Source organism: Spirochaetota bacterium (assembly GCA_038043445.1).
Taxonomy (GTDB): domain Bacteria; phylum Spirochaetota; class Brachyspiria; order Brachyspirales; family JACRPF01; genus JBBTBY01.
Genome location: JBBTBY010000035.1, coordinates 1 through 25,837, shown reverse-complemented (window position 1 = coordinate 25,837; position 25,837 = coordinate 1). Strand labels below are relative to the sequence as shown.

Here is a 25,837-nt window from a genome sequence, read left to right as displayed (position 1 = left end):
ACATCGATCGGCGCTTCCTCGATACGCTCGCCCCTCCCCGTATCGGAAGCATATTCTATGCCGCCGTGCATGCGGCGTATCAGCCCCCGCGCTTCGAGCTCCTGGAAATCGCGGCGCACGGTGGCCTCGCTCGCATTGAGGAGCGATACGACCTGTTTCGTCGATACATACTTCTGACGTTTGACGTATCGGACGATGGCATCATGGCGTTCTTTTGTCAGCATATGCTTACGGCGCGGCGGTCCTTGCATTCATGAATGACACTGCGCATACGTGCGAGATTATCGCAGAGATCGGACGATTTGTCAAACAGGCTCGACGTCCCCGCAACGAGCACGCTCGCCCCCGCATCGATCATAAGCGGCATGTTCGTCCAGCTCACATTGCCGTCCACCTCTATGTCGATGTCATACCCGCGTTCGCCGCAGAGTTCCGCAAGCTCGCGTATCTTTTCCAGCGTCTGCGGGATGAGCTTCTGCCCCGCATAGCCGGGATTGACCGTCATGATGCATACCTGATCGACCGCGGGAATGAGGTGCTTGTAGCTCTCGATCGGCAGCGAGGGATCTATGGCGATGCCGGCACGCGCGCCCGCCCTGCGGATAAGTTCGATGGAACGTAGGGGATGATAGCATGTCTCCGAATGTATCGTTACGACGGAATCGCGTATCGCCGCGAATGACGGGATATAGTCGTCGACATTCTCTATCATGAGATGTATATCGAGCGCAAGCGCGGTGTACCGTGCTACCGACAGGCAGTAATCGATGCCGAGCGTGAAATTCGGCACATAGTGTCCGTCCATGATATCGATGTGCAGGGGCTCGATACGTTCCTGCGAGAACAGATCGAGCGTCCGCTTCAGATCGATGAAGTCAGCGCACATGAGCGACGGCGAGATGCGTATCGGACGTGCCATAGTCCCTCCTAATTCGGCGAAACGACGACTTTAAGGCCGCCACGCTTCTCGTGGTATTCAAAGGCAGCATTGATATCCGTGAGCGGGAATCTCTGCGAAATATATTTTTCCGCCGAAACAACGCCCTGTGCGATGAGCGATACGGCGAGTGCATGATGGCGCGGGAGCGAACCGTGACTTCCCATGACATAGCATTCGCGATAGTGAATGATGTTCGAATCGATGGAAAGTTTTGGCTGGTCCTTCAACCCGCCGAAGAGGTTCACATAGCCGCGGTGACGCACCATGCGTATCGCCTGCTCCTGGGCAGCGGTTGTGCCGGCCGTGGTCACCACGCAGTCGACACCCTCGCCGTTCGTCTCGCGCATGACGACGGAGACAGGGTCTTCATCCTCGCTCGCGATGAACCGGGCATCATCTCGGAACGAACGCGCCATATCAAGACGCTTCTTCGAGCGCTGTATAGCGAACACCTGCTCTGTACCGTACATCTTCGAGAGTTCAAGCATCATGCATCCGATGGGGCCGAGACCGATGACGGCGAGACTTTTCCCCGGGGCGAACTGCGCAAGCTCAAGCCCGTTGAGCGCACAGGCGAGCGGTTCGGCCAATGATGCCGCCTCGAAGGACATGGTGTCAGGTATCTTCGTTACGGGACCGTATGAAAGCGTGGTCTCATTGAGCACCATGTATTCCTGAAAGCCGCCGGCGAATTGATAACCGATCGCGTAGTTGATGGAACAATTCGTGCCCATGCCGTTCATGCACCAGTAGCATTCGCCGCAGGGGACATCGGCCCCGAGCGCTATCCTGTCGCCCGTTTTCACTTTCGTGACATTTTTTCCGATACGGACTATCTCTCCGGACACCTCATGCCCTATCACTGCGGGGAATCGCACACGATCATTGCCGTAATGGAATATCCTCACATCGGACCCGCATACAGCACATGACTTTACCTTAAGCAGCGCCTCATTCTCGTTTATTTCCGGCATTTCGAATTCCTTTACGGATATCATGTTCGGGGCCTCGAGAATGGCTGCTTTCATACTGAACTCCATTTGGTATGAAGCTAATATAAGCATAAACGCGCATAAGTCAAGCATATTCAATCATATATGATTGTTATTGATTGACTTTTTGATAAATATGATTACATTATGACTGTTCGCAACAAGGAGCATTGCATGAAATCCCTGGTCCTCAAAAATGATAAACTACTGTTTTATGAAGAAACCGATGTCCCACTGAAGAAAGAACGTCTTCTCATTCGCATCACGTATGCCGGAATATGCAGTTCCGATATCGAACGTGCTTTCGGCGGCAAGGCATATCATTATCCCCTTGTCATGGGCCATGAATTCTGCGGGGTTCTCGAGGAGGATGGCGCTCGTGTGAAAAAAGGCGACAGGGTCGCGGTGTTCCCGGTACTCCCTTGCAGAAAATGCCCTGCATGCGAGACCGGAGACTATGCACAATGCGCCGATTACGACTATTATGGATCGCGCTGCGACGGCGGTTTCGCCGAGTACGCTTACGTCCCGGAAGAGAACTGCATCAGCATCCCCGATCACGTCAAGAGCGCACATGCGGCGATGACCGAGCCATGCGCAGTGGCGCTGCACGGCGTGAATAAATGCGCTGTCACACCGGGGGCTGTCGGCTGCGTGTACGGCGGCGGACCGATAGGTAATTTCGCGGCGCAATGGCTTCGCCTGCGCGGCTGCGCGAACGTCATCGTCGTCGAGATCGACGCAAGAAAACGCGCCATCGCCGAATCCATGGGATTTCTCACCATAGACCCGGCGGATGAAAACCCCGTTGCCGCCGTTGAGCGCATCACCAACGGACGCCTCGCCGATGCTGTCGTAGAGGCATGCGGACTCCCCGCAACATTCCTCAATGCGGTACAGAGCGCCGGCAAGTCCGGCACCGTCGTTTTCCTCGGTAATATACGCGGTACATTCGCCGTCCCGGAAGAGGAATTCTCCAAGATACTCCGCAAGGAGCTTACGCTCCGCGGGACGTGGAATTCGAAGATAACACCAACCGGCCGCAGCGACTGGGACACGGTACTTGCTTCCATTGATAAGGCCATCGACTGCACGCCGCTCATAAGCCATGTCGTAGATCTGAAGGACGGCGTTCGCATGTTCGATACCATCGTCGAAAAAAAAGAATTCGTCAATAAAGCGATATTCCGCGTAAGTAAAGACGCACCGGAGGCGCATCAATGAGCGAGAACCGCTGCCATATAGGCATAAAGAGCGATCCGATAGAATATCGATACAGCTACGACTGGCTTTTCGATCTTCTCCTGCGGCACGACATCCATTACATGCAGCTCGGCAGCTTTTTCGAGATGTACTCGCTTGACGACGATTATTTCCTGCGCCTTGCCGATAACGCCCGCGCGCACGGCGTTGCGATGAAAAGCGTATTCACGTCGCATCGAGAGCTCGGCGGGTTCTTCACCAGTGACAAGGCCATGGAACGCGTCGCACGGAAGAATTACGAACGCCTCATCGATATCGCCGCTCTCGTCGGGGCCGACTACGCCGGGTCAAATCCCGGGGCGGCCTATCGCGACCGCGAAGCGGATAAGACTGCCGGTATCGAATGCTATCTTGCACATATGAAAGACCTCATGGCATACGCGCATGCTCGCGGTCTTCGCGCACTGACGATAGAGCCGATGTCCTGCCACGCAGAACCGCCGTCTCTGCCCGGTGAAATAGACTACATGATGCGCTCGCTTTCGTCCTATCACCTCGAACATCGGGGCACGACGGTGCCGGTGTATCTCTGCGGCGATATCTCCCACGGGGTAGCATCGCGTGAGGGCACCATACTGCATGACAATTATGAATTGTTCGCCATGGAGATACCGTATATGTGCGAATTCCATTTCAAGAACACCGATCGCATCTTCAATAAGACGTTCGGCTTTACCGACAACGAGCTTGCCGCCGGAATCGTAGACCTTGAACGAGTTTTCCGCATGGTCGCAGCGGGAACGTGGCCGGTGAACGATATCATCGGGTATCTTGAGATCGGCGGCCCGAAACTGGGGCGTGATTACTCCGACCATCTCCTCGAATCTGCGCTCACGGGATCGTTCGACAATATCAAGAAGTCATCATCCCTTGTCTTCGGCAGGTGAGCCGTCCGGCGCGAGGGCACGAACACTGAACGTGAACGTTCCCCGGAAGCACTCTGCCAATGCGCGAGAGAGCTCATCGCGGTATGTCCCGTATCGATCATAGAGCGCGCTGTCATGGAAGCCGAGCGTAATGACATAGTTCGACCGATCACGCTCAAAGGTGATATCGACGCGGGAACGCTCATCGTCGATGACCGAGAACCGCACCGTATCGCGTTTCGTCCCGTGCCTGTCACGGTGATATCGCATCTCGACAAGATGTATCGTTCCATCGATCGCTATGAATATCGGCAGGATGAGGCTCGCATCCGAGTTCGCAGAAAGTGACCCCAGATGTTCCCTTGCCGAACCATCCTTATCATGCTGTCCGAGCATGAACGCCCAGAGGATGAATTGTCCGTTCGCCTGCACGTAGTCGGAAAGGGCTTCGGGAAATTTCCCGCCGAGCTCCAGTACGGCGGTACGCTTGAAGAGGGCATCCAGTTCGACATCATTATCGTCAGCGCTCCGAAGCGCATCGCGTATGCGCAGGGGTATCTTTCTTGAGAACATACGATCCAGCCGCTCGATCGAAAGATGTAAGCCCTTGCCGATAAGGGAGATCACGAATGCCCGGTCCGCATCGGTCATCTGCGTACCAAGGTGCCTGAGCACCGTCGTGAGATAATCGATATTGCGCGCATCCGCCTTTACACCGGCAGCGAGAAGCATACCCTGTTCGGGCGGCTTAACACGCACGGTCTCTGCCGGGGCGGCTTTTTTCCCGGGGGCGACAATGGAAAGTTCTATGCGGCTCCCCACCGAGCGTATTATCGCCCGCCCGCGGTCCGGATAGTCCGTGCTTATGGCGGCAACGACATTACGTCCGAGGAATTTTATCACCGCTTTTTCCGGCGACAGCCTTCGAATAACGGTGTATTGAACGCTGTCGCCCGGGCGTATCAGGGAACGAAATCCCTTGTCGTGGACTATGCCGATATCAAGATGAATGATCGACATACCCTCCCCCCTTCAGCGGAAAAAAAGACCATCGATAAGATCGAACACCCGCCTGAGGAGCGGCTTGGTGATATGCACCGCGCTTTCGGGACAGAGCTCCTGGCAGCAGTAGCAGCGTATGCAGCGATCGTAATCATAGACAGGGATATCCTGCGCGCTGCCGCGTGAAAGCGCTTTCGGCTTTGTCGGGCACACCGTGACACAGACTCCGCAGCGAACGCATGCCTTCGGCTGTATGAACGGCTTGGGCACCGCGATGCGCGAAAGCAGCGCAGCCGTCTTCTTCTGAAAGAACGGGCGTATCGGACGATGTTCTATACTGAAATCGCTGTCACGGACATCGGCGAGCGGCACACCGACGATATCGATATCAGCTTCATGCACAGCGCCGAGACCGCGTTCTGCTGCTATGGAAAGCACCGGGGCATGCAGCGGATCAAGGCCGACGATGCGCGCCGCGGTGGCATCGAGCGCTATGGGATCGGTCGATGCAAGCAGCACGTTCATCGGACGGGGATGGCCTCCGCGCGGACCGTTCCCTTCCATGGCGAGAATACCGTCAAGCATCGAGAATCGCGGAGCACAGTAGAGCGCCAGATCGAGAAGGAGCTCGGCGAATTCGAAGGCCCCCGGTATCTTCACATGCATCTCTCCCTTGGAGAGGCCCGGAAGCACACCGAACATATTCTTCACCGCACCGGTTATCCGCTGAAAACCGTGCGTTTTCAGTTTCGGTACATTGATGATGCCGTCGCAATCGAGGATGCCGTTGGCGATGGGAAGCCGCCGCGACTGTATCTTCCCCTGGAATTGCACGAGACGCCCCGCAGAAAAATCGGCGAACAACGCCTCTTCCATCTCCATGACATCACGGATGCCGGTGCCGATCACCGCATTATCGGGTGTGCCGAAACCGGGGGAATCGCCGTAGCGGACCTTCGCTCCCGCTTCACGCGCAAGCGATGCAAGCGCACGCATGACGGATGGATGCGTCGTCGTCGCACGTTCCGGCGGATCAGGGGCGAGCATATTCGGTTTGAGCAATATGCGCTCTCCGGGCGAAACGAATCGCCTCATACCGCCTATCGCCGAAACGGCCTCGGCGACCCGTTCGCGGACACGAACATACTCATACCCGTCGCAACGGATGACGGCGACAACGGACTTCCCGTTCGTCAGCTTTGTTTTCCCTGCATCTTCCACTGTTTAATGATCATATCGATCTCTTCGATGGAACGATTGGTGTTCTTCACGATATCCGGATATTCCCAACCCATCCGATAGAGGTCGATGATAAGCTTCTCCTTTTTCGCATCGATGCGCCGCTCCCGCGCTGCGGGCACCGGGTCCGCTTCTTCATTCCCGCGAGCACTTTTCGCATCGTCCGCATACGCGTCGATGAGTATCGTCTGCGCTTCGTCAAGCAGCGCCTTGAGCGTATCGGCCATCTTCTCGGCCTTCTTGAGGTTCTCCTCGACGTTCTCTCCCTGCTTCTGATAGAAATCCTTCTGACGGGAGAGGCGGTCGTTCTGCTCGTTCATGAACTCGAGCATCTGATCGACCTGCTCAAAGCGCTCGATAAGGAGCTTCACCTTCTCGTCGTTCCTGGTGAGTATGGCAGTATCCTTCTCTATCTCCTTTATCTTCGACAGGAGCCGCTCCTTCTTGTCGCTCACATCATTGAGCGTGAGCGTGAGCGATTCGACATGGCTCGCAATGCTCTTCGTGCGCTCTTCCGTCTCATACACGCTCGTGAGCGCCGCGTCGATAGCGGTCTTCTTCTCGCGCATGGCGTCGTACTTCTCGGAGAGGTCTCCGGCGAGCGCAAGTATCTTCTCAACGCTCTCGCCGATGCGCTTCACATCCTTCTCGCCGCCCTGTATGCCGGCAAGCTTGCCCTCGATATCATTGGTCATGGTGACGAGGAGCTTTACCTTCTGCTCGGTATCGATGAGCGAGGTCTTCTCCTTCTGCAGCTGCACCGAATATCCCTTCACTTCGGTATGCATGCGTTTGAGCTCATTGAACTCGGACATGGTCTGCATGAGCTCGTCCTTCTCTTTCGCCGTCGTGCGAAGCACCTTGGTGAATTGATCAAGGTCTTTCCTGAGATGCCCGCGGAGGTCCTCGGCGCGGTCGAGCAGCTTCGCCTGCTCCATGAATTCGGCCACCTGCGTTTCCATGCCGGCAAGGCGGTCCTTGAGCGCGGCGTATTGACCGGAAAGCTCGCTCTCTTTGCCGTCCTTGAATTCGGTCATGGCACGGTCAAGACGCGAAAGCTCCTTCTGGAAGCGCTCGGCCCTGGCATCAAATTCAAGCAAAGTCTTCCTGCTGTGCATCTCGAGGTCTTCAGCGAAGAGCCCCATCCGATCTTTGACCTTCCCGTCAAATGCGGCAAGATGCTTCTCTCCCTGTGCTTCGGCCCGCTCGCGCATATCCGCCATGGAAAGCTCAAGATCGCCGATCATGCCGGTCAAGCGATCGATGCTCCCGCGCGTATGCGTCTCATGCGTATCGAATTCCGAGGCTATCTTCGCCTTCGCCTCCAGCACCTCGTGCTCCGCCTCATCGACGAGCCTGGCAACGGCTGCATTGAGTCGTTCCGAGAATTGTTCCGAGAACGACGCATCGCGCGCGGCAAGCTCGCGTGTCATCTCATCGAATTTGTCTGCAAGCTCCTCGCGGCCGTGCGTCACTTCCGCATCGAGCGTGTCTTTCATATGTGAGCGCATCGTCCCGATGGACTCGGACAGATCGCGATATCCCCGGGAAAGCGATTCGTACTGCGATTCCTTTTCGCTCACGATACCCTGTATGCGGTGCTCTATGGCGGTGAGCATCTGTGCGTTCTTCCGCTCGATATCCGCGCTCTGCGTTATTATCCGCTCGAGGTAACCGTTCACCGCACGATCGTTGTGCGCCTCCATATCCTCGACCGACGCTGCGAGCTCCGTCTTTTTCGCCTCATGCGCGGCGGCGGCGGACGCGAGCGTCTCCTCGAAGCGGCGTGCGAATTCGCTTTCGCGCGCAAGGAGGCGTTCGGCCGTCTCGCCGATACGCTCGTTCAACTGCGCGATACGCTCGTCAAAGCTCTGGTGCAGTCGTATGACCGCCGGTTCGAGCTCCTCTTTCAATCTGCGAATGCCGCCGGAAAGCTCGGCAAGATGCTTCTCATTGTCCTTGACGGCGATAAGGAAGCCGTCGCGGACCGCGAGCGCGTCGGAAAGCTTTTCCTTCGCATCGTCGGCCATTACCGCAATACGCTTTTTGACCGCAACGATCTCTTTATCGATGCGCGCCAATTCGCCGGCGTGCTTAGCCTGTGTTCGGCGGGTAAGCGACTCTATCTCGGCGGTGTATCGCTTCTTCTCGCCGGCAAGGTCCGCTTTTTCCGCCTCGTAGACGCGTGAGACCGTCTCGCGCATCTCATCGAGTATCGCCTTTTCACGCTCGCCGACGGTCTTTTCTATAGTGCTGAGGTTGTCGGCCACCGCGCGTTCCGCATTATCGAGTACCGTCGTGATGCGCCCCTCTATCGCCGCCTCTATCTTCTCTATGGACTTGGCGGTATTATCAAGTTTTCCCTTATAATCATGCCGTTTTCGTATGACATCGTCGATGGCCTTTTCGACCTTCGGCGTAAGCGTTGTCATTTCCGCATCGATGCGGGAACCAATATCGACCGATATGCTGTTCAGTCGATCCGTCACCACCTTCTCTGCAGCGTCGCCGGCGGCGCGCGCGACATCGCTCACGGTACGCAGATCGCGATCGAGCATATCGATGCGTTCTTCCATATCCCGTTCTTTCTCGGCGAACGCAGCCGTGAATTTCCCCTCCGCCGTTTCGCGTATGGTGTGGAGCGTGCGATCCAGTTCGCCGATGCGTACTTCCACATCGTGTTCCTTTTCAGCGAATGCGGATGTGAATTTCTCCCTTGTCGTCTCGCTTACCGACGACAGCTCGCTCGTGAGCTCGCCGATACGCGCTTGCACCGCGCGCTCTTTCTCCGAGAAGGCCGCCGCATAGTTCTCCTGCGCGGCGAGCACCTGCGCCTCCAGACCCACGACCTTCTGCTCTATATCCTTGAAATGACCGCTTTCGAACGTCACGCGATGTTCATCCACCATTGCCTTAAACGACCGCATCGTCTCTTCAAGCTCATGCCGCTTGGCGGAAACACCCTCATACGCATCTTCCAGACCGTTCTTTACGGCGCTTATCGTACCCTCAAGGACGCTCACCTTCTCGCGCACCGCGCTTTCCCCATCGGTGATGGCGCTTTCCAGCCGCTCGCGATATTCCGCTTTCATCCCGTCTATTATCCTGAGATTCTCGCCGAGCACCGTGCGCATGTCCGCGAACATCGATGCCACACCGGCAACGGCATTTCGCCGCTCCTCATCCGCCGCGTTCATCCTGCGTGCGACCTTCTGCTCAAGCGTTTTGTACACGCTCGCGAGATAGTCGACCGTACGGTCCTTCGCCTTGCGTATATACTCGGCGATGGTGCTCCCCTCATGGCCCGCAGCCTTCTCCATATCGCGCATTTTGTCGACGATCATCGCGCGCACGTCGGAAATGTCCGTCGAGAGCTCTTCAGAAACGGCTGCAAGCCCATCGGTGTGGGAGCGATAGTTCTCGCTCACCATCGCGGCAAGTGAACGCTCTTCCTCACCGATGGTACGCGAGAGCTCGACGATAGTGCGTACCTTTTCGTCGTATTCCCTTTTATATCCTTCATGCTTCTCGGTGAAACGCCCTTCGATATCGATCACTTTGCGGTCGACCGTTCCGTCGAAAGCGTCCAAACGCATATCGATCGCCGATGAGACCATTGCAAGGAGCGAATCACGCTTTTCCAGTATCTGCCGCTCACAGGCATCGGCACGCTCGCCCATGGCGCGCTCGCTTTCCGCGATACGCGACAGTCGTTCGTCCGCTGTGGAGGTGACCAATGCCAGGAGCGAATCGCCCTTTTCCTGTATCTGCGCATTGCACGCGTTCGCACGCTCGTCGAGTACGCGTTCGCTCTCGGCAAAATGAGTCATAACGCCGCCGATACGCTCCTCCGCCTGATGAAGGACATCGCGCATGGAATTCAATACCGATGCACGCTCATCTTCCATTTCCCTGCGTGCGGAATCCGAACGTGCCGTCTGGTCCTCAAGCACAAGCTTCAGCTGATCCTCGAACTCGTGATAGGTATCCTGTATCGCCGATACCGTCCTGTTCTGCTCGGCGGCGAGATCGTCCGCCATGCGTCCGACCTTGTCGTCGAGGTTCGCGATGAGCGAATCCGCGCGCGATTCGAATGCCGCGAGCAGATCTTCTTTCCGGGTCGCTGCCTCGCGTACCGTATCATCGATGGTCGCCATGATGCGGTCTTTCGTGCGCACGATATCTTCATTAAAACGTGCGGCCGTCTCCGCCGTGATATCGGCGAGCTGACGATTGAGATCGTTCTTGAGGAGCTCAAGGTCCTCTTCCATGCGTACGCGCGTCACATCGAGCGCCACATAACGCTCTTCCATCCCGGCCGTCTTCTGCTGAATGCCGGAAGTAAGTTCTTCGTACGCCCCGTTCAGTTCCGATTTCGCACGGTCGAATATCGAACGTATCCGCTCGAAGTTCTCTGCAGCGACACGCTCATTAAGCTCACCCAGGTGTTTATTGAACGCGATCTCACGCTCCTCGATGGCGTTCGTGAACGCGGCGACCGCTTCCTGCATCTTCGATTCCTGCTCGGCAACGACGGAATTATACCGCTCGTCCTTCTTCGTGAGGTTCTCCGCGAGCATTTCGAACCGGCGATAGAGCTCCTTTTCAAAGTCGGCGAATTTGCTGTTATAGGAACCGACGAGATGCTTCTGCAGCGAATCGATGCTCTTCTCAAGATCGAGCATCGAACGCTTGATATCGTTCGTACGGCGATAGGTCTTGTCGATCTTGTTCTTTTCCTCGAGCACGACATCGATCTTGTCGAGCACCGACAGGTACGCGCGCTCGATATCGGATATCTGTCCCGTGTATTTCTCTATGCTCGCCTCGAAATCCTTGTACGATTCGAGACGGTCCGACAGACGCGAAAGCTCGCCCTCGAGCACCTTGGAAAGATGCCCCGCCTTTTTCACGGCAATATCGAGCTCGATGCTGTTGTCCTGGAACTGTTCGGATTTCTGATCGAAGATGCGGTCGAATTCGGAAACACGCTGCTGGAACCATTTGTTGATCTTGTCGAGCGTTTTCCCGGTGCGGTCGAATTGGCGAAAAACAAAATAAACTACGACGGGGCCCACCACCGTCATCGATAGCATAAGTGGTTCCATGATCTCCCTCCCTAAAGAGAAAACGGACCGTTGTGACACAGGATGTGCCAAACAAGCACGAGCCACGCGTGCGCCTATGGCGCAGCCAAGCGGTATTACCGCCACGGAATGGCGACTTGTGCAGTTGTGGCACAGGTATGCCGGTCAGGTTATACTCATCATATATTATGTTACCTTGTTTGTCAAGGCTTGGTTAACAGAAATCGGCCTTTTTATGGAAGATTATCTTGACTACCCCTGCCGCCGTTATATACTCCGGGGTACATCACCGAAAGAGGTAATCAATGGCACATAACATCCCCGTCATAGCGGTCACCGGCAAAACGCTCGCCGAATCCTATGAAAAGGCGCTCATCGCGCTATCGACCGACGGCACACGGTTCAAAACGCAGTATGACAAGCCGGGCGACCCGGAGAGCATCGATTCCACCATGGACATAACGATACTCGAACCGTGGGAAGACCCCATGATACATAAAGCCTTCCCCGGCGGTATAGAGGACCTCAGGGAATATGTTATGGAACTCTCCGGCGCGAAGGATCATTGGGTGAAGAACATCAACGACCCAAAGGACACTCGATGGGAATACACCTACCACGGCCGTCTCGCCGCGTACGGGGCCTGGCATGAGCTCGCCGGCACCGCTTCGAAGGAAATGGGGTATTTCAAGATCGATCAGATAGAAAGCGTTGTCGCCAAGCTCGTCAAACAGCCCTTCACCCGGCAGGCGCAGATGATAACGTGGATGCCCAACCTCGACAATGAATGCTATGACCCGCCATGCCTGCAGTCGCTCTGGTACCGCATCGTGGAGGACGAAGGCGCGTGGTGGCTGAACTGCAACATACGCTTCCGCTCCAACGACGCCTGGGGCGCGAGCTTCATGAACATGTTCGGCTTCATACAGTTCAACCGCAACCTCATCGCCGATGAGATACAGAAGCGTTCGGGAAAGAACGTGCATCTCGGGCGGCTCAACTGGCACGCGGATTCATATCATATCTACGGCAAGGATATAGAAGCGGCGAAGAAAATGCTTTTCGACCGTATCGGGAAAAGCCCCTTCGAAGACCGCATCTACAACTTCCACGACCCTGACATCCGTGCGATGTACGACGAAGCCGAAGCACCGGTGATCACCAAGATCAAGGAACACGACAGCACCCGCGGAACGAAAGAAGGATAGGAGTTTTCTTTCGCCGCCATCGAGCAGCGTCATTCCGCCCGAATTCACCGATATTTTATTTCCCGCTCATTTATTTTGAATGAGTACATTCAAAATAAATGTAATGACAAAGAATGTTTACTTCTTCACAACGTACCCACAGAGAGCCCGCATGACCCCCCTTACATTTATTTGAGCGTTACTGCGCTCAAATAAATGTGCCGTATTGCTCGCCGCAGACGACATTATACTCTTCACGGAACGCGTCGTAACGGTCGGTGACTTGTACTGAGTTCCGTCGAAGTAGCCTGTCGAACCGTGCGTTTCCATTATCTTTAGAGCGCGGATCTCTTCGGGCGACGTTGTCGGTATACCCCTTGCTGCACATAATATTAAACACGGAATAGATCAATAATCAGCCTGAAAGTATTTTTGCATACCGACATGTTCTCCCCTCTCTCACTTCCCTGTGAGAGAGGGGAGAGGCAAATACATTTCCTTCTGCACAACGCTTTAATAGCCGAGGGGTGAGTGTTTGTTTTGCGGCGAAGAACAGCATATGAGAGGATAAAACGGGGGCTCGCAGAGTCGCTGAGAACGCAGAGAAGAAACCCCTTTTTCAGGTTTCACATCCTCCCGGAGCCTCCGGTGAGTCATCCGGAGTATTCGGGTAATCGTTCACACTGCCGGACGAACGGCCTATACACAGGACGGTCGGGCGCATCGCCGGGGCGGATGCCCATACATTCGGGGCGATGGTTCTGGCACCCGTCCGGTCGTCCGCCCTCTTAACACGACTGCCCGAAGCCCCCGGGCGATCGTTTGCATTTCCGAACGACCGCCTACACCACCGAGGCGGCCCGCATCACCCCGCCCGTCTCCGATAATCCCGTGGCGACACACCCATGACGCGGGAGAACACCCGTGAGAAGTAGTATGGATCTTCATAGCCGACCTCGCGCGCTATCTCGGCTATCTTCCCCCGCGATGCGGTCAAAAGTTCGCAGGCACGTTCGACGCGCAGGCGCTGGAAGAAATCGAGCGGTGCATAGCCGGTCTTTGACCTGAACCGACGGAGAAAATGGTATTTCGACAGTCCGGCAAGCGAGGACAGCTCGGCTAGTGTGACATCCGTATCCAGATGCGCTTTCATATGCGCAATGACATCGGTGATGTCGGCACGGGACGCCTTCGGCGCTATCGCAATGGTGGTGAATATCTTCCGAAGGCAGGTCGCTGCATAGATGGCTCGCGCAACGCTCGCCCCTTCGTCGAATGACGAGAGCAGTTCATTGAACGTACCGATCATCGATGCGCGCATGCCGGTGTGCCCAACGGGTGTATCGATGGTGAGCGATGAAAGCGCGCAAAGCTCGGATGCATCGCGCCCGGTGAAATGCGCCCAGTATATCGTCCACGGGTCCTTCTCGTCGGCGCCGTACCAGTGCGGGTATGCGGGAAAACATACCAGCGCGGTATCCGCCGAAATGAGATGCCGCGTACCGCCGAATTCAAAGAACCCCTTCCCGTCGATGCAGTAGATAAGTATGTACTCATCGATGCCGTCACGCGCCGTGTCGTGCCCGCGCCATTGCTTCGCATATCCCGCGTTCTTTATCAAAAGCCCGCGCCCGATGGGATGAGCGGCCGCCTTTACCGCAACATCGTAGGGGACATGCATGCCGCGCCTTTCAGCGGCGATAGCATTCTCATTGTTCCTCATAATGGATGACATGATATCCCCATGCGAGAAAGATAGCAATATCGTCCATGTATTTGGAACTATCATCCATTCCCATCTCACCGCGCCGTGAGTATTGTATCCCCACGAAACGGAGGAAACCATGGATGCCGACGAACTCAAAGCACTTCTTGAACAGAAATCGGATCTCGGGCCGGTACCGGTACCGAAGGGAGAGATGAGCCCGAAAGACCGTTTTTATGCGACAATGGACTTCAAAAAACCGGACCGTATCATCGATGCGGAATTCGGTTACTGGAACGATACGCTCAAGCGCTGGCACGCCGAGGGACTGCCCGCCTTCGTGAAAAACAACTCCGACGCCGATGTATATTTCGGTTTCGACGTCTGGCAGAAGCACATCCCCGTGCGCAATTTCATCTATCCTTCATTCCCGGAAGAGGTGATAGAAGAGAACGACCGCTACAAGATATATTACGACAGCTCGCGTGTGAAATCGCAGGTGTTCAAGGACGGTACCGACACCATACCCCATTATCTCGATTTTCCCGTCAAGGACCACGCATCCTATCTGCCGATAAAAGAGCGCCTCAAACCCGACCTGACCGCACGCTTCCCATGGAATGAGACGGACTGGAACGCAATGGCGGCAAAGGCAAAAGATCATAATTATGTCCTTGCCGCGAGCGGCGGGAGCACCTTCGGCTGGATACGCAATCTCATGGGCTTCGAGGGTGTCTGCTATGCCCTCTACGACAACAGGGATGTGGTCGTCGAATTCGTCAATGACCTCAAGACACTTGAGACATCGCTCGCAAAAAAGATCGCGGCCGATTTCCGCATCGATGTGAAGGTCTATTGGGAAGACATCGCGTTCAAGACAGGACCGATAATACCGCCGGACGTGTTCAACGAGCTCGCGGGACCGGTATACCATGCACTCGACGAGATCTATGCTGCGTGCGGCTGCCGCTTCGGTTATGTCGACTGCGACGGGGATATGAGAAAGCTCGTACCCACCTGGCTTGAGAACGGCGTGAACATCATGTTCCCGCTCGAAGTGGCCGCGGGCGTGCACCCGGTCGACCTGAGGAAGATGTACCCGAAGATACGCATGATGGGCGGCTTCGACAAGGTGAAGCTCCTCGAAGGGAAAGATTCCATCAAGCGCGAATTGTTGCGGCTCAAACCGCTCGTCGAGGAAGGCGGCTTTCTACCGCACGTCGATCACCGCGTGCAGGCGGATGTATCGTACCGCGATTATGTGTACTATCTTGAAGTGAAGCGCGACCTGTTCGGGCTGCCGGGGAAGATAGGGAAATAGATCTCGATACTATCCACCCGCAGGCGGGGTCGCGTGACCCCGCCTGCGGGGTTTCATATCTTCTTCTCGACCGTTATCCCGAATTTCTCCATTTTCCTGCTCAGCGCAAAAATGGTTATGCCGAGAAGTTCTGCCGCCCTGGTCTTGCTGTACGATGAGCGCTGTAATGCGCATTCTATCGCGGTGCGTTCAAGCGTCTCGAGGTTAAGTGTCTCGGCGACCGCCTGCGCTTTCTGTGCCGCATCGAGCGGAAAATGATGTTCGCTGAGCATGTCGCCGTCGCAGAGTATTATCGCGCGCTCGATGATGTTCTTGAGCTCACGGACATTCCCCGGGAAATGATATGCCGCCAGCGTCCGAAGCGCGCCGTCATCGAGCTCGATCTTTTCCCGATTGAGCTTCCTGGCGAAATATCCCGCGTAGTGCCGCGCGAGCATGGGGATATCCTCCTTCCTTTCGCGCAGCGAGGGCAGCAGTATCTCCACGGTGCTCAATCGATAGAAAAGATCCTCGCGGAATTTCCCCTTCGCGATGAGCGCCTTCACATCCTTGTTCGTCGCGCAGACCACGCGCACGTTCACCGGGATCTCCCGCGTCCCGCCGACACGGCGCACCTTTTTCTCCTCGATGACACGCAGCATCTTCGCCTGCGCCTCGAGCGGCATATCGCCTATCTCGTCGAGGAAGAGCGTTCCGCCGTGGGCCGTCTCAAAGCAGCCGGCACGGTCCTCCGCCCCGGTATACGCACCGCGCACCGCACCGAAGAGCTCGCTCTCGATGAGCGTATCGGGTATCGCCGGGCAGTTGACCGGATAGAAGGCGTTCTCCTTGCGTGTGCTCGCATAATGGATGACACGAGCGATGAGCTCTTTCCCGCTGCCGCTCTCGCCGGTGATGAGCACCGGCGTATCGTCGCTTGCCGCGGCCCTGAGCGTCCTGTCGATGACCGCGCGGATGGCGGTGCTTTCACCGATGATGCTCCCCGCGAATTTCACCACATCGTCGGAAAGCGATGCATACGTTCCCTCGAGCGTTCGTATGCGGCCGGAAAGCGCGAGATATCGCTTGGTACGTTCGATGGAACTTCGTATCTCAAGTCCGTCGAGCGGTTTCTTGAAAAAATCGAACGCCCCGCCGCGGAGCGCCGCTATCGTGGTGTCCATATCGCCGTGACCGCTCATCATGATGACCTCGACCGATGGCCACTCGGTCTTCATACGGGCAAGTACGGCGATGCCGTCGACCTCGGGAAGACGCACATCGAGGAGCATGACATCGACGCGCTCACGGGATAGGAACGCGAACGCCTCCGAGGGAAGCGCCGCTTCATGGACGTCATAACCGTATGCCGAAAGGAATTCCCGTATCTCGCGGCGTACTATCGCTTCATCATCGAGCACGAGTACCGACAGGCCTTTCATGCGTTCATCCCCGCTCGGCAGGGTACGGTTATCCGCATCACCGTGTATTCACCCTCGCTGCTGTCGCAAGTGATGGTGCCGCCCATATCCCTGATGATGCCGAAGCTGAAGGCAAGCCCGAGCCCGGAGCCTTTATCGACCGGTTTCGTCGTGAAGAACGGATCGAATATCTTATCCCGATGTTCCGCCTTGATGCCGATGCCATTATCATGCACCTCGAGCACCGCCTGCCCCGCTGCCGAACAGGAGAGAGCGATGCGCTTTTTATATCCCTGCTTCTCGTATTTCTCGCGCTCATCAACAGCGTATTTCGCGTTCGCAAGTACGTTGAGGACCACCTGTTCGAACTCGTAGATATTGCCGTGTATCAGCACGCTCTCGTCCATGACGCTGTTCGTCAGCTCAACGCCGTTACTTCGATACTGCGCGCCGACGAGCGATAGCGCGTTCGCTACCGCCCGTGCACAGCTGAAATCGCACGGAACATCGCCGGACCGATCGCGCGCGAACATACGCACATGCTCGATGATGGACTTTATCCGCTGCACATAATCGGCGATGTCGTTCAATTTCCCCTTGAGCATCTGCGGATCGGAGCCCCCCTCCGTCAGCTTCAGATGGATGAGCTGTGTAGCGAGCGATATGCCCGTCAACGGCTGCGTTATCTCATGCGCCATGCCGGTGGCAAGTTCCCCGAGCGCCTTCATCTTGTCGTTCTGCATGACCGACTGCGTGGTCCTCCGCCGCTCCTCTTCGAGCCGTACGCGGTCGCTCACATCGATGATGCTGATGCGTACGATACCGCTGTCCCGCGGCGGCAGGCTCACGACTCGAGCCTCAACGGGCACGGGCGTTCCCGCCGCGTTCTTGATCGTGAAATCGGAGGAGGCCTGTCCGCCCTCGCAGATGACGCGGTACTGCTCGTTGATGAACGCCCGGAGGAAATGGTCCGGCACGGACGGATCATCGGTGCTCATCGCCTGTTCCTTGCATGAATACCCGAACAGGCGAATGGCGTTCTCATTGCAGTCGATGACCGCGTTCGTCGTCACGTTGTAGATGATAACCGCTTCCGGCGAACGTTCGATGAGCGTTCGATACCACGCCTCGCTGCGTTTCACCGCATCGTACAGGTCCGCTTTTCTGAGCGCAAGCGCCGTGGTGGACGACAGGATGGGGAGTATGCTCTGCGCCTCATCAGTGATGCCGCCTGCCGTTCGTGAGAACACCGCGAGCACGCCGAGGCATTGCTGTTCATACACTATGGGCATATACATCGCCGCGCGCAGCGAATGATCGCGGTACAGTCCGGCCTCGATGCCGTTCGTGACCGATCCCGCGTCGATATCCCGGAGATACAGCGGAGCGCGGCTCCTCGCGACCGAGTCGATGGACGACCCATCGAGCTCCCCGAGGACATGATCGATGCGGTCGTATCGCTCACCCTGCATGCCCATGTGCGCGATGCCGCGTTCATCATCGATGAGGATGACGGCGGCGATACCGCCGGATCCGGCGAGGAATTTCGCCGCACTGCGGATTATCCCGACCGTATCGAGGAGCAGGAGATCGCGCTGAAAATATGCGAGGGTCTGAAGGAGCTCGCGCTGCGAGACAAGCTCACGCTCATGCCGTTTGCGTTGGGTGACGTTCGAGGCGAACACGAGCATGCCGTCGACGCTGCCGTACGCGAACGGCACTGCCGATATCTCCGCGATGATCCGTGCATCGCTCATCGTTACATAGTTCACTTCCGTATTGTGGACCGGACTGCGGCGCTCCTCTAGTCCGCGGATATGCTCCCGCATCATCGCACGGGAATCCGGATGGATACGTTCGAGATATGCGGAACCGATGAGATCGTTCTTCGACGCCGCGCCGAAAAGCCCGACCGCCGCTTCGTTCACGTAAGCGAACACCGCGCCGACGCAGATGAACACCGCGCTCGGTGCGTGCTCGACGAGACGGCGGAACGACTCCTCGTCGGAAAGGCGCTCCTCCTCGGCGATGCGCCTTCGCACCGCCATGGTAACGAGCTGTATCAGTGTTTCCACGAACGCGATATTCCTCGGCGCACTCCCCTCGCGGTAAAAAAAGGTCACCACCCCGTGCGCCTTCCCGTCCCAGGAAAAGCCCATGCCGTAAATATCCCGCACGCCGAGGATGCGGCCTGCAGCAGAGACTATGCCTTTCGGTATCGACTTCCCGGAAAGCTCATACAGCCCTCCCGGGATGCGCACGAAACGTCCGGTGTCATACGCGGAAGCGATCGGTTCACCGAGCTCATCCCGCTTGGGCGCGATATCGCGCGGATGCCTTCCGACCATGGCGATCAGTGATTGTATGATATCGCTGAAGCCCTCGGAGTGGCGCATCGTCGTGCGGCCGGTGACTGCATCATAACCGCTCACGAAAAGATATTCGGCACCGGACTCACGGCGAAGCGTCGGCCCTATCGCGGTGTACATCTCATCGAGGGTCGATGCACTCACGAGAACGCGCGAAACTTCGGCGATGATGCGCTGCTCATGAACACGCTCTTCCTCACCGAGCATCCTCCGCATCGCGACGGAGGCGATACGCGCCATCGCTTCGATCATCTCGGTACGCGGGGGCAGATCGTTCCCGAACAGAAGCGCGATGTTCCCGAATATGCGGCCATCCCAGCATATGCCGATGGAATAGACCGCTTTCATGCCCGTACTGCGTTCAAGTTCATTGCACGCTGCGCGCGGCAGTTTACCCACGAAGAGATCGTAAAGCCCGTCAAGGCGCGTCAATATGCCGCTTCCCGCGGAGGCGATGGCAACGGCGCCGAGTTCCGCAGGCGCTATCCGAAGCGTCCTGATATCGGCCCCTGCGGAGGGAATAAGGTCATCGAACGTACACATACCGGCCATTGCGGTGAACGCGAGCTTTCTCGTCTCACGGTCATACCCGCTCACGAGCACGTGCAGAGCACCGGAAATACGGTACACCGCGAGCGCGGTGCGGCGATACACCTCGTCAAGGGAGACCGCGTCCATGAGCTCGCGGGCGAGATCGGCGATGAAGGTGATGGTATCCTCCGAAGAATGAGCCCCGTGCGCACCCGTCACTTCCCCGAAAGGGGCGACATCACGTTTTATCTCCGGCGACATCGTTCCATTATACGGCATCGAATGTCGCAGTGCAAGGCTCGGAAGTCTATCCTGCAGCGGAAGACATCTACGACGCATCTACGACGCATCTACGACGCGTCAATTGACAGAAGCCCTGCTATTGTTATAATACCATCACGCCGTAAGAACGGTGTCACTATGACGGCATATCACCTCTATTATTCCGGTATCTTCACCGAGCGGGCACTGCGGTCCGCGATCGGGGACAGAAGCATCATCATCGAACCGCTCTCCTCGGCAAAAAAGATCGAGACGCCGGCGGTCGTCTTCACCGATTACAAGACCTTCCTCCGCAGAGGGGCGCGCATACGGAAAGCGGGCGTCCGTGTCATCATTTTTGATACGGGCCGGCCCGCCGTCGATGAAAAAAGGATATCCGCAGCACATGTCCATGCGGTATTGCCGCACCGAGCACGGCCGGTCATGCTCGCCAAGGCATATGAAAGCGCATGCACGGCCCTCACGCTCGCCCTATCGGCGGAACACAGCGAGAAAAAGCTCACGCAGATAAGCAGCGAACTCCGGGAGCTCAATCACATCGGCATAGCGCTCTCCGCGGAGAACGATGTAACACGTCTTCTGAACCTCATCCTTGTCAAAAGCAAGGAGATGACGAGCGCCGACGCAGGGAGCCTCTTCATCGTGGAAGAGAACGCGAGCGGCGGGTATCTGCGTTTCAAGCTGTCGGATAACGATTCATCCAAAGCGAACTATACCGAATTCGCCATGCCCATCAACAAGAAAAGCATTGCGGGTTATGTAGCGCTCACCGGGGAAACGCTCGTCATCGACGATGTGTACCAATTGCCTGCCACGGTCGAATACACGTTCAACCGCTCATTCGATGAATCAACCAAATATTATTCGAAATCGATGATGGTATCCCCCTTAACGAACAATAAAGGGAAAGTTGTCGGCGTCATTCAGCTCGTCAACCGCAAGCGCACGAAGCGCGCCGTCCTTTCGAAGGAAGAGGATTTCAAGCGGGAGGTCATTCCCTTCGACCGTTCATCGCGCGACCTTATCCAATCCCTCGCCTCACAGGCGACGGTAGCCTTCGAGAACGCGAAGCTCTACGAGAGCATACACACGATATTCGAACATTTCGTGAAAGCGAGCGTTACCGCCATCGAAGCCCGCGACCCGACCACATCGGGTCATTCCAATCGCGTCGCCGAATACAGCATAGCCCTCGCCCGTGCGGTGGGCGATCACGACCGCGGGCCGTATGCGAGCATACGGTTCTCCGAGACGCAGTACCGCGAGATACGCTACGCATCGCTCCTGCACGATTTCGGCAAGGTCGGCGTGCGCGAGCATGTGCTCACGAAAGCGAACAAGCTCTATCCCGCGGATTTCGAGATAATCAAAGGCAGATACGAATACGTGCGCGCGGCACTTGAACGCGAATTCCTCCGCAAAAAACTCGAAACGGCGATGGCGATACCCGATACCGCCGAACGCTCACGGACGTTCGAACAGCTCGAGAAGGCCTATGAGGAGGAACGCACGCGTGTGAAGCGGTACTTCGAAGCGGTCGAGCAGGCCAATGTACCGCATGTGACCGATAAACCCATCGGGGCGGAGATCGCGGAAGTAGCGGGGTATCATTACTGCACCAATGAGGGCGATCAGTGTCCGTTCCTCACACAGAACGAGGTTCTTGCGCTCAGCGTCGAGCGCGGCAGCCTCACACAGTCCGAACGCAGCGAGATAGAGACGCATGTGACGCACACCTATAAATTCCTCACGCAGATACCCTGGACGGACGATCTCAGGAACATCCCGGAGATAGCCTACAAGCACCACGAAAAGCTCAACGGCTCAGGGTATCCGAACAAGGTGGGCTCCGTTGAGATACCCGTACAGTCGCGCATCATGACCATCGCTGACATCTTCGATGCGCTCACCGCGCGGGACCGTCCATACAAGAAAGCGGTCGATCTCACCCGATCGCTCACCATCCTCGATGAGGAGGTTGAGCGCGGCAATCTCGACGCGGAGCTTTATATGATATTCAGGCAGCAAGAGATATACAATCTCGTCAACAAACTCATCTGAGGACAGCACATGCCGGAGCACACACCAGAGCACCTGCTCGCTGATGCCGTGAAAGTGACCGCACCGCTCATCCTTGCGGCGAAGGGGAGATCGCGCATCGGTGCGCTCACCGCCTATGATTATCAGATCGCGCGCATACTCGACAGGGCGGGCACGGATATCATACTCATCGGGGATTCGCTCGAAACCGTGCTCCGCGGTGCGCCCACGACGCTCACCGCAACCATGCCGCAGATGCTCTATCATTGCTCACTGGTGAAGCCGGCGGTACAACGCGCGCTCATCGCTATGGACATGCCCTTCGGGAGCTTTCATCTCTCGGAGAGCGCATCGGTAAAGAACGCGATACGCGCCGTGCGTGCCGGGGCCGAAGCGGTCAAGATCGAAGGCGGCGGCCGTTCCCGCCATATAAAGGCCATTGTTGAAAGCGAGATACCGGTCATCGCGCATATCGGTCTTACGCCGCAGTCGGTGCACCGCATGGGCGGGTACAAGAAACAGCGCGCCCGCGATATGCTGCTCGCCGATGCGGAAGCGGTCGCTGCCGCAGGGGCGTTCGCAGTAGTGCTCGAGGTCATCGAACCGTCGATAGCCGCCGAGATAACGAGCACGATCGGCATACCGACGATAGGCATCGGGAGCGGGAGCGACTGTGACGGCCAGATACTCGTCATCAACGATCTGATCGGGCTTCTCCACAAGCCGTCCCCGTCGTTCGCAAAACAGTACGCTGCGGTGGGCGAAACGATCTCACAGGCGGCATCCCGCTACATCAGCGACGTTCGCAGCAATACGTTCTAGCGTCGATCGCCCTCAAGCGCATATCCGAGGGAGCGAAGCATCGATACCACGAGCTCAAGCGGCAGCCCGACGATATTCGAATATGATCCGGCTATTTTTCTTATGAGCACTGCCCCGCGGCCCTGTATCGCATACGCACCGGCGCGCTCCATCGGTTCGCCGCTCATCAGATACCACTCTATATCAGCGCATGTCAATCTATTGAAATACACTTCGCTTTCAGCGACCGCCGTACGCTCAACACCGCTCTCCGTATCGATGACGCCGACACCGGTAGCAACGATATGCTTTCTTCCCGAGAGCGATCGCAGCGTCATGCGAGCATCGTCGGCATCGCTCGGCTTTCCATATATCCTGCCCTGAGAATAAACGACCGTGTCCGCGCCGATGACAAGTGCATCCTTGCAATGAGCGCTTGCCGCTTTCGCTTTTGCCAGAGCGAGTGCACGTATCGTTGTTCGGTATCTCTTCGGCTCGGCGAAATAACGTTCTTCATCGACGTCGACGGGGTACACGATGTGTTCTATGCCGATCTGATCGAGAAGCGCCGTACGCTGTCGTGACTGCGAGGCGAGCACAACCCTCATCGGCGATCCGTCCAAAGATAGAACTCAAGAATGGACCACGGAGAGCACAGAGGGTCACCGAGGGGTGTTTTCATACTGCAAATCTCCGTATTCCGTCAGCAAGTCGACACACATTGAAATTCATTATCAGTCCAATTCTCTTTTTTGTCAATTTGAGATAATGAATGATCTGTGCTTCGTGAATAGGAAGCAGCACCTCGACCGCCTTTATCTCAACAATGATTTTATCCTCAACAAGTAGGTCGACCCTGTAGTTTCCGACATTAATATGCTTATAGAATGCAGGGACAATGCATTGCTTCGCGTAACGTATTCCGGTATCGTCAAATTCAACGCAAAGTGAATTTTCATAAACGCTTTCGAGCACCCCTGGCCCAAACTCTCTATGCACCGCTATTGCACAACCGATTATCTTTTCAGTGATGAAATTCGTCTGCGGCATCGCTCATCCCCCTCTGTGTCCTCGGTGGTATTCCGCCTTCATTCAATTCCCCATGAGACTCATTGGATCTATCTGCCCGCATCATAGGTACGGTATTGTATCGCCTCGCTCACATGGGAGGCATCGATGGAAGCGGCGCCGGCGAGATCGGCGATGGTGCGCGCCACGCGCAGTATCTTATCGTGCGAGCGGGCGGTAAAACCGAGCTTATCGACAGCGCGGCGCATGAGCTCGCGTCCGGCGGCATCAAGTGCACAATGTTCGGACACCTGACGCACGCCCATCATGGCATTGCAGTACACACCGCGCGTCGCAGTAAAGCGTTCGCACTGGAGCGCCCGTGCCCGCTCCACTTCATCGCGCATCGAAGTCGATGTCTCGGACGCTGATGCGGATGAGAGCGTCTCATACGGCACGCGCCTGACCTCCATGATGATATCGATGCGGTCGATGACAGGCCCTGCAAGATACGAACGGAACCGCTGACGCGACCGCTCGGAGCACACGCATACTTTCATAGCATCGCCGTGATAACCGCAGCTGCACGGATTGGATGCTGCGACAAGGATGAAATTCGCCGGGAAACGCGCACTGCCGGTGGCGCGTGTTATGGTCACCGCACGCTCCTCCATCGGTTCGCGAAGCGTCTGCAGCACCGACGGCTCGAATTCACTGAACTCATCGAGGAACAGAACACCGTTATGCGCAAGGGATATCTCGCCGGGACGCGGCATCTGCCCTCCGCCGACAATGCTCGGGTATGACGCCGTATGATGCGGTGCGCGGAACGGGCGTTCGTTCATCATCGCCTTTCCCGGCTTGAGCAGCCCCGCGATGGAATATACCTTCGTGACCTCAAGCGCCTCGGGTAAGCTGAGCGCCGGGAGTATCGTCGTTATCCGTTTCGCGATAAGTGTTTTGCCGCAGCCGGGAGGGCCTATCATCATAAAATTATGCCCGCCCGCAGCGGCTATCTTCGCCGCACGCTTGACGCTTTCCTGTCCTTTGACGTCCGAAAAATCGATATGATGGTCCGTACGAACATCGCTCAGCGTACCGCCGGATGATACAATGCCGGGCGCTCTTCCGCCGATGGCGGCGGCGGCATCCGCGAGCGTACGCACCGGGAACACCGTAAGCCCGCGCACCGCCTCCGCTTCGGGCATATTCGCTTCGGGCACAACGGCATGCGTAAAACCGCGCTCAGCGAGCGAGAGCAGCATCGGAAATAGGCCGCGTACCGGGCGTACATTGCCGTTCAAGGCGAGCTCCCCGAACACAGCGGTCTTCGTCAGATCGAGCGATACATCCGCCTGATTTGTCGCAAGCATGACGCCGAGCGCGAACGCGGTATCGTAGAACGACCCGAATTTACGCACGCTCGCCGGCGCAAGGTTTATCACCACCCGCTGGGCCGGGAAATAGCCGCCGGTATTGACCACGGCCGCAATGACACGTTCACGAGCCTCGGTAACCGCCTGATCGGGGAGCCCCACCACCTCGAACCGCGGCATTCCCGTCGAAACATTCACTTCAATGGACACCCGATATCCTTCGATACCGAGAATGCCGCCTGAATAGAGCATGGTATACATGATGGACCGCCTTAATCACTATAGGCCACCTCTAAAAGCTGGTTTTTCGAGGGTTCTGTATCTATTGAACACGAAAAATATCAAAAATCGGCCTGGTGTTGACACGTTGCTGATCGTTCAGGTAATTAGTTTACCGGTACAGCAACAATGAGATGGTGCGTCAGCCG

General features: G+C 56.6%; 18 protein-coding genes. 6 read left to right on the top strand and 12 right to left on the bottom strand.

Annotated elements, in window-relative coordinates:
• The 3 genes from AABZ39_05580 to AABZ39_05570 all read right to left on the bottom strand — a co-directional run.
• Positions 1 to 224, bottom strand: a 224-nt coding sequence (locus tag AABZ39_05580) for a DeoR family transcriptional regulator (GenBank protein ID MEK6794225.1), incomplete at its 3' end; no start/stop codon positions are given.
• Positions 218 to 919, bottom strand: coding sequence for a ribulose-phosphate 3-epimerase (gene rpe, locus AABZ39_05575; GenBank protein ID MEK6794224.1), 702 nt, complete (start codon positions 917 to 919; stop codon positions 218 to 220). The genes AABZ39_05580 and rpe, both read right to left, overlap by 7 nt.
• Before the next feature lie 8 nt (positions 920 to 927).
• Positions 928 to 1,968 (bottom strand): alcohol dehydrogenase catalytic domain-containing protein, encoded by a 1,041-nt coding sequence (locus tag AABZ39_05570; GenBank protein MEK6794223.1) that lies wholly within the window; start codon positions 1,966 to 1,968, stop codon positions 928 to 930.
• A 138-nt stretch (positions 1,969 to 2,106) separates the two neighbouring features.
• On the opposite strand from AABZ39_05570, the gene AABZ39_05565 reads away from it, so the two are divergent.
• Positions 2,107 to 3,156: a galactitol-1-phosphate 5-dehydrogenase gene (locus tag AABZ39_05565; GenBank protein ID MEK6794222.1), complete on the top strand. Its 1,050-nt coding sequence runs from the start codon at positions 2,107 to 2,109 to the stop codon at positions 3,154 to 3,156.
• Positions 3,153 to 4,082, top strand: a complete 930-nt coding sequence (locus AABZ39_05560) for a TIM barrel protein (protein MEK6794221.1) — start codon at positions 3,153 to 3,155, stop codon at positions 4,080 to 4,082. Before AABZ39_05565 ends, AABZ39_05560 begins: the two co-directional genes overlap by 4 nt.
• Here the strand turns inward: AABZ39_05560 and AABZ39_05555 are convergent.
• The 3 genes from AABZ39_05555 to AABZ39_05545 are packed head-to-tail and all read right to left on the bottom strand — an operon-like array spanning position 4,059 to position 11,410.
• Positions 4,059 to 5,081 (bottom strand): hypothetical protein, encoded by a 1,023-nt coding sequence (locus tag AABZ39_05555; GenBank protein ID MEK6794220.1) that lies wholly within the window; start codon positions 5,079 to 5,081, stop codon positions 4,059 to 4,061. The genes AABZ39_05560 and AABZ39_05555 overlap by 24 nt on opposite strands.
• 12 nt (positions 5,082 to 5,093) lie before the next feature.
• The gene (locus tag AABZ39_05550) at positions 5,094 to 6,284 is read right to left on the bottom strand and encodes a DUF362 domain-containing protein (protein MEK6794219.1); all 1,191 of its coding nucleotides are present in this window, start codon (positions 6,282 to 6,284) and stop codon (positions 5,094 to 5,096) included.
• Entirely contained in the window at positions 6,257 to 11,410 is a 5,154-nt protein-coding gene (locus AABZ39_05545) for a hypothetical protein (GenBank protein MEK6794218.1), read from the bottom strand. The genes AABZ39_05550 and AABZ39_05545 overlap by 28 nt, the downstream gene beginning before the upstream one ends.
• 284 nt (positions 11,411 to 11,694) lie before the next feature.
• Here AABZ39_05545 and AABZ39_05540 point away from each other — a divergent pair, with 284 nt between their 5' ends.
• Positions 11,695 to 12,597 (top strand): thymidylate synthase, encoded by a 903-nt coding sequence (locus AABZ39_05540; GenBank protein MEK6794217.1) that lies wholly within the window; start codon positions 11,695 to 11,697, stop codon positions 12,595 to 12,597.
• 844 nt (positions 12,598 to 13,441) lie between these two features.
• Here AABZ39_05540 and AABZ39_05535 read toward each other — a convergent pair.
• On the bottom strand, positions 13,442 to 14,311 hold the full coding sequence (locus AABZ39_05535; protein ID MEK6794216.1) for an AraC family transcriptional regulator: 870 nt from the start codon (positions 14,309 to 14,311) through the stop codon (positions 13,442 to 13,444).
• A gap of 109 nt (positions 14,312 to 14,420) precedes the next feature.
• Between AABZ39_05535 and AABZ39_05530 the strand changes: the two genes are divergently transcribed.
• The gene (locus AABZ39_05530) at positions 14,421 to 15,602 is read left to right on the top strand and encodes a hypothetical protein (GenBank protein MEK6794215.1); all 1,182 of its coding nucleotides are present in this window, start codon (positions 14,421 to 14,423) and stop codon (positions 15,600 to 15,602) included.
• A 53-nt stretch (positions 15,603 to 15,655) separates the two neighbouring features.
• Here AABZ39_05530 and AABZ39_05525 read toward each other — a convergent pair whose 3' ends face one another.
• Together AABZ39_05525 and AABZ39_05520 are read right to left on the bottom strand one after the other, a co-directional pair.
• Positions 15,656 to 17,023, bottom strand: a complete 1,368-nt coding sequence (locus tag AABZ39_05525; GenBank protein MEK6794214.1) for a sigma-54 dependent transcriptional regulator — start codon at positions 17,021 to 17,023, stop codon at positions 15,656 to 15,658.
• Positions 17,020 to 20,241 (bottom strand): PAS domain S-box protein, encoded by a 3,222-nt coding sequence (locus AABZ39_05520; GenBank protein MEK6794213.1) that lies wholly within the window; start codon positions 20,239 to 20,241, stop codon positions 17,020 to 17,022. The genes AABZ39_05525 and AABZ39_05520 overlap by 4 nt, the downstream gene beginning before the upstream one ends.
• Positions 20,242 to 20,322: 81 nt before the next feature.
• On the opposite strand from AABZ39_05520, the gene AABZ39_05515 reads away from it, so the two are divergent.
• Positions 20,323 to 22,245: an HD domain-containing phosphohydrolase gene (locus AABZ39_05515; GenBank protein MEK6794212.1), complete on the top strand. Its 1,923-nt coding sequence runs from the start codon at positions 20,323 to 20,325 to the stop codon at positions 22,243 to 22,245.
• 9 nt (positions 22,246 to 22,254) lie between these two features.
• On the top strand, positions 22,255 to 23,046 hold the full coding sequence (gene panB, locus AABZ39_05510; GenBank protein ID MEK6794211.1) for a 3-methyl-2-oxobutanoate hydroxymethyltransferase: 792 nt from the start codon (positions 22,255 to 22,257) through the stop codon (positions 23,044 to 23,046).
• Here the strand turns inward: panB and AABZ39_05505 are convergent.
• The 3 genes from AABZ39_05505 to AABZ39_05495 form a co-directional block, all read right to left on the bottom strand.
• Positions 23,043 to 23,633, bottom strand: coding sequence for a nucleoside triphosphate pyrophosphatase (locus AABZ39_05505; GenBank protein ID MEK6794210.1), 591 nt, complete (start codon positions 23,631 to 23,633; stop codon positions 23,043 to 23,045). The genes panB and AABZ39_05505 overlap by 4 nt on opposite strands.
• 70 nt (positions 23,634 to 23,703) lie before the next feature.
• Positions 23,704 to 24,075, bottom strand: a complete 372-nt coding sequence (locus tag AABZ39_05500; protein MEK6794209.1) for a GxxExxY protein — start codon at positions 24,073 to 24,075, stop codon at positions 23,704 to 23,706.
• Between the two features lie 68 nt (positions 24,076 to 24,143).
• Positions 24,144 to 25,670 (bottom strand): YifB family Mg chelatase-like AAA ATPase, encoded by a 1,527-nt coding sequence (locus AABZ39_05495; protein ID MEK6794208.1) that lies wholly within the window; start codon positions 25,668 to 25,670, stop codon positions 24,144 to 24,146.
• Positions 25,671 to 25,837: the final 167 nt, after the last annotated feature.

Coding starts and splice junctions, on each gene's coding strand:
- rpe (MEK6794224.1), bottom strand. CDS start 919: ATGGCACGTCCGATACGCATCTCGCCGTCGCTCATGTGCGCTGACTTC.
- AABZ39_05570 (MEK6794223.1), bottom strand. CDS start 1,968: ATGAAAGCAGCCATTCTCGAGGCCCCGAACATGATATCCGTAAAGGAA.
- AABZ39_05565 (MEK6794222.1), top strand. CDS start 2,107: ATGAAATCCCTGGTCCTCAAAAATGATAAACTACTGTTTTATGAAGAA.
- AABZ39_05560 (MEK6794221.1), top strand. CDS start 3,153: ATGAGCGAGAACCGCTGCCATATAGGCATAAAGAGCGATCCGATAGAA.
- AABZ39_05555 (MEK6794220.1), bottom strand. CDS start 5,081: ATGTCGATCATTCATCTTGATATCGGCATAGTCCACGACAAGGGATTT.
- AABZ39_05545 (MEK6794218.1), bottom strand. CDS start 11,410: ATGGAACCACTTATGCTATCGATGACGGTGGTGGGCCCCGTCGTAGTT.
- AABZ39_05540 (MEK6794217.1), top strand. CDS start 11,695: ATGGCACATAACATCCCCGTCATAGCGGTCACCGGCAAAACGCTCGCC.
- AABZ39_05535 (MEK6794216.1), bottom strand. CDS start 14,311: ATGTCATCCATTATGAGGAACAATGAGAATGCTATCGCCGCTGAAAGG.
- AABZ39_05530 (MEK6794215.1), top strand. CDS start 14,421: ATGGATGCCGACGAACTCAAAGCACTTCTTGAACAGAAATCGGATCTC.
- AABZ39_05525 (MEK6794214.1), bottom strand. CDS start 17,023: ATGAAAGGCCTGTCGGTACTCGTGCTCGATGATGAAGCGATAGTACGC.
- AABZ39_05520 (MEK6794213.1), bottom strand. CDS start 20,241: ATGCGTCGTAGATGTCTTCCGCTGCAGGATAGACTTCCGAGCCTTGCA.
- AABZ39_05515 (MEK6794212.1), top strand. CDS start 20,323: ATGACGGCATATCACCTCTATTATTCCGGTATCTTCACCGAGCGGGCA.
- panB (MEK6794211.1), top strand. CDS start 22,255: ATGCCGGAGCACACACCAGAGCACCTGCTCGCTGATGCCGTGAAAGTG.
- AABZ39_05505 (MEK6794210.1), bottom strand. CDS start 23,633: ATGAGGGTTGTGCTCGCCTCGCAGTCACGACAGCGTACGGCGCTTCTC.
- AABZ39_05500 (MEK6794209.1), bottom strand. CDS start 24,075: ATGCCGCAGACGAATTTCATCACTGAAAAGATAATCGGTTGTGCAATA.
- AABZ39_05495 (MEK6794208.1), bottom strand. CDS start 25,670: ATGTATACCATGCTCTATTCAGGCGGCATTCTCGGTATCGAAGGATAT.